Genomic DNA, 3,027 nt, shown 5'->3' on the forward strand with positions numbered 1-3,027 from the left:
ACCCATAACCACGAATGGTCATTGTTGAGCGATGGTGGAACGACAAGTCGCGTTCACACAATATCCGCCGCGGAGTATGGGTCCCTGCTTTCGCAGGGACGACGGGGAGAGAATCGGGCGAGCGCTACGCAAAATCCGCCGCCGTCAGCACGATCGGCTGGCCGTGCGGGGTGCGGTCGGCGGCGTGGTCCCAGGCGTCGCGGTAGCGGTGCAGCGTCTCCGGTGTCGTGACGCCCTTGGCGGCGACGAGATGTTCGAGCGTCGCGAGCCAGTGCTGGTAGTAGGTCTCGCCGGTGTCGGGATCGCCGGCCGCCTGCGCGCGCTTGATCTGGTCGGCGAGTGCCGCAGCCCATTCGGTCCAGGTGAACACGCCGCGGTCATGCAGCGTCAAGGCCATGGCGAACGCCTGCGCCTCCCACGGTGCGCGGAACACCGGGCCGTCCTGGTCGCGGGGAATGCTGGAGACGGCGCTGGTGGCGCGCGCGGCGGCACCTGCATCCATCACACGGCCTCCAGATACGGCTCGAACGCGTCGATCGAGACCTTGATGGTCGGATCGGAGTCCGGTCCCCACAGCTCGCTTCCGTCGAACACGACGGTGTAGAGCCATTGCGGATGCTCGCCGGCGTCGTTGGCGACCGTATCGGGAAACACGTGACAGCCATGATCGCGCTCGATCACCCCGACGTGACCGCGCACATAGCGCGGCAGCCGCGTGTGCGTGGCGGGATGGATGTTCTTCGCCCGCACCCGATCGCCGGCCTTGAATTTCGCAGGTCCCGGCGCGGCGCGGCCGAACTTGCCGCGCACCATCACGCGCTCGACATCGGCGACGGAGAACTTGCCGTGCTTGAGCGATTTCGCCGGCGCGACGGAATGCCCGGCGGCGACGTCGTCGTTCGAGATGAAGCCCTTGTCGAGCAGCAGGGCTTCCAGCCCGAGCAGCCATTTCCTGTAGTAGGAGCTCGACAGATAGACCTGCGGGGGCAGGGTCTCGCGATAGAAGCGCGACGCGTCGATGTTGAAGGCGCCGGCCGCACCCATCGCGCGGACCATGGCGAGCACCCGGGATTCCCATTCCTCATGGAACATCGGCTCGTTCGGCTCGGGCTCGACCTTGCCGAACCCGTCCATGCCGCCCATGTCGTGGACGCCGTTCATGACGGCGCTCCCGGTCTTTTGGGAAAGCCGGTGCCGATCATGGAATCGCGCGTCACCAGCTCGGCGAGCTGGTCTTCGCTCCAGCCCTCGGTGCCTTCGGGCCGCATCGGCAGCACCAGGAAGCGCGTCTCCGCGGTCGAATCCCAGACCCGGATTTCCGTCTCCTTCGGCAGGCTGACGCCGAAATCGGCGAGCACGCCGCGCGGATCCTTGACCGCGCGCGAGCGATACGGCGAGGCCTTGTACCAGACCGGCGGCAGCCCGAGCATTTCCCAGGGATAACAGGAGCACAATGTGCAGACGACCATGTTGTGGCGGCCGGGTGTGTTCTCGATCGCGACCAGATGGTCGCCGACCCGGCTGACATGGCCGAGGGTGCCGACCGCCTTGCTGGCGTCCTCGAGCAGCGCCTTCTTGAAGGCGGGATCGGTCCAGGCCTTGGCGACGACCCGGGCGCCGTTATGCGGGCCGATCTTGGTCTCGTAGGCCTGCACGATGGCGTCGAGCGCGGCAGCCTCGACATAGCCCTTCTCGGTCAGGATCGATTCCAGCGCGCGGACGCGCAGTTCGGTCTCCGACAGTTCGGAATGGTCGTGATCGTGGTGGTGATGATCATGGTCGCTCATGCCCACAGAATAGGCGAAACCGTCGTGCTATGTCGAGGCAGGCAGTACACAAGAATGCGAGCGGGGAGGTATGCGTGGTTGACTATGTGACGATCGAGAAGGGCCTCGGGCCGGACGGCCGCATCGCCGTGGTGCGGTTCGACCGCGGCGACGGTATCAACGCGCTGTCGCCGGAGGCGCTGCGGCAACTGACTGACGCGGCGCGCAGTTTCGAGGACGATGGCGAGACCTCGGTGGTGGTGCTGACCGGCAGCGCCAAATCGTTCAGCGCCGGCTTCGACCTCAAGGATGCCGAAGGACGTTCGCGCCAGACCATGGACATGGGCACGCTGCGCCGGCACCTGAAGCTCGGGCCGCGGCTGACGCGCGCCTGGCAGGACATGGAGCAGGTCACGATCGGCGCGATCGAGGGGTTTTGCGTCGGCGGCGGCGTGGCACTCGCGGTCGCGCTGGATTTCCGCGTCATGGCGCGCGACGCACATATGCGGGTGCCGGAAATCGCGCTCGGTATGAACATGAGCTGGCAGAGCGTGCCGCGCATGCTGCATCTGATGGGACCGGCGCGCACCAAGCAGGCGGTGATCCTGGCCGACGACCGAATCTCGGCCGAGGAGGCCTACGAGTGGGGCCTGGTGGAGCAGGTGACCGATCCTGGAAAGTCATATGACGCCGCGATGGCGCTCGCGGCCAAGGTCGCCGCCCAGCCGCCGATCTCCGTCGCGATGACCAAGCTGACGGTCAACCGGCTCGCGCATGCGCTCGACGATCTTGCCAGCCACATGGACCTCGACCAGTTCGCGCTGGCGAGCCTGACCGAGGATCACAAGGAAGGCGTCGCGGCCTTCCTCGGACGGCGGAAGCCGCGCTTCAAGGGGCGCTGATGCGTGTCGTTCAAGAGCCTTCCAGGCTTCGGAATGGCCAAGGCCCTGACGCCGGGCCGAAGCGTCAGGGCCTTTGCAGTGCGGAGACGACCCCGGCACCTTTGCGGGCCCTGGGGCCGACGCTGGGGTCATCCGCCTGCACCGTTGTCGAGATCGAGCAGGCATTGGCTATCATGCGCCCATCGCCGGTGTCCGCATTTGCCTATGTGAATCGCCATCGTCCTCTCGGACCGCCGGGCTCACTTTCGCCGTCGCGCTCTGGTGCGGGCTGCTTTCTTTGCTGCGGCCGAACGGACGGCCGATCCCTTGGTTTTTGCCGCCTTGCGTGCCGCGGCCGAGCGGGCCGATGCAGAACGCCG

5 protein-coding genes are annotated in these 3,027 nt (G+C 66.7%); 1 reads left to right on the top strand and 4 read right to left on the bottom strand.

Annotation, left to right across the window (positions count from 1 at the left end; genetic code table 11):
• Positions 1-124: 124 nt before the first annotated feature.
• The 3 genes from AKL29_RS20160 to nthA are packed head-to-tail and all read right to left on the bottom strand — an operon-like array spanning position 125 to position 1,787.
• Positions 125-502, bottom strand: a complete 378-nt coding sequence (locus AKL29_RS20160; RefSeq protein WP_028331962.1) for a nitrile hydratase accessory protein — start codon at positions 500-502, stop codon at positions 125-127.
• Complete coding sequence (gene nthB, locus AKL29_RS20165) at positions 502-1,161, bottom strand: nitrile hydratase subunit beta (RefSeq protein ID WP_028331963.1); 660 nt, start codon at positions 1,159-1,161, stop codon at positions 502-504. The genes AKL29_RS20160 and nthB overlap by 1 nt, the downstream gene beginning before the upstream one ends.
• Positions 1,158-1,787, bottom strand: a complete 630-nt coding sequence (gene nthA, locus AKL29_RS20170; protein ID WP_028331964.1) for a nitrile hydratase subunit alpha — start codon at positions 1,785-1,787, stop codon at positions 1,158-1,160. Before nthA ends, nthB begins: the two co-directional genes overlap by 4 nt.
• A gap of 74 nt (positions 1,788-1,861) precedes the next feature.
• Here nthA and AKL29_RS20175 point away from each other — a divergent pair, with 74 nt between their 5' ends.
• Entirely contained in the window at positions 1,862-2,668 is an 807-nt protein-coding gene (locus AKL29_RS20175; protein ID WP_050385348.1) for an enoyl-CoA hydratase/isomerase family protein, read from the top strand.
• 171 nt (positions 2,669-2,839) lie between these two features.
• Here the strand turns inward: AKL29_RS20175 and AKL29_RS45155 are convergent.
• Positions 2,840-3,027 (bottom strand): hypothetical protein (locus tag AKL29_RS45155; RefSeq protein WP_244482217.1); only part of this gene is annotated, 188 nt, incomplete at its 5' end.

Origin of the sequence: Bradyrhizobium pachyrhizi, assembly GCF_001189245.1 — a bacterium.
Lineage (GTDB): Bacteria > Pseudomonadota > Alphaproteobacteria > Rhizobiales > Xanthobacteraceae > Bradyrhizobium > Bradyrhizobium pachyrhizi.

Coding starts and splice junctions, on each gene's coding strand:
- AKL29_RS20160 (WP_028331962.1), bottom strand. CDS start 502: ATGGATGCAGGTGCCGCCGCGCGCGCCACCAGCGCCGTCTCCAGCATT.
- nthB (WP_028331963.1), bottom strand. CDS start 1,161: ATGAACGGCGTCCACGACATGGGCGGCATGGACGGGTTCGGCAAGGTC.
- nthA (WP_028331964.1), bottom strand. CDS start 1,787: ATGAGCGACCATGATCATCACCACCACGATCACGACCATTCCGAACTG.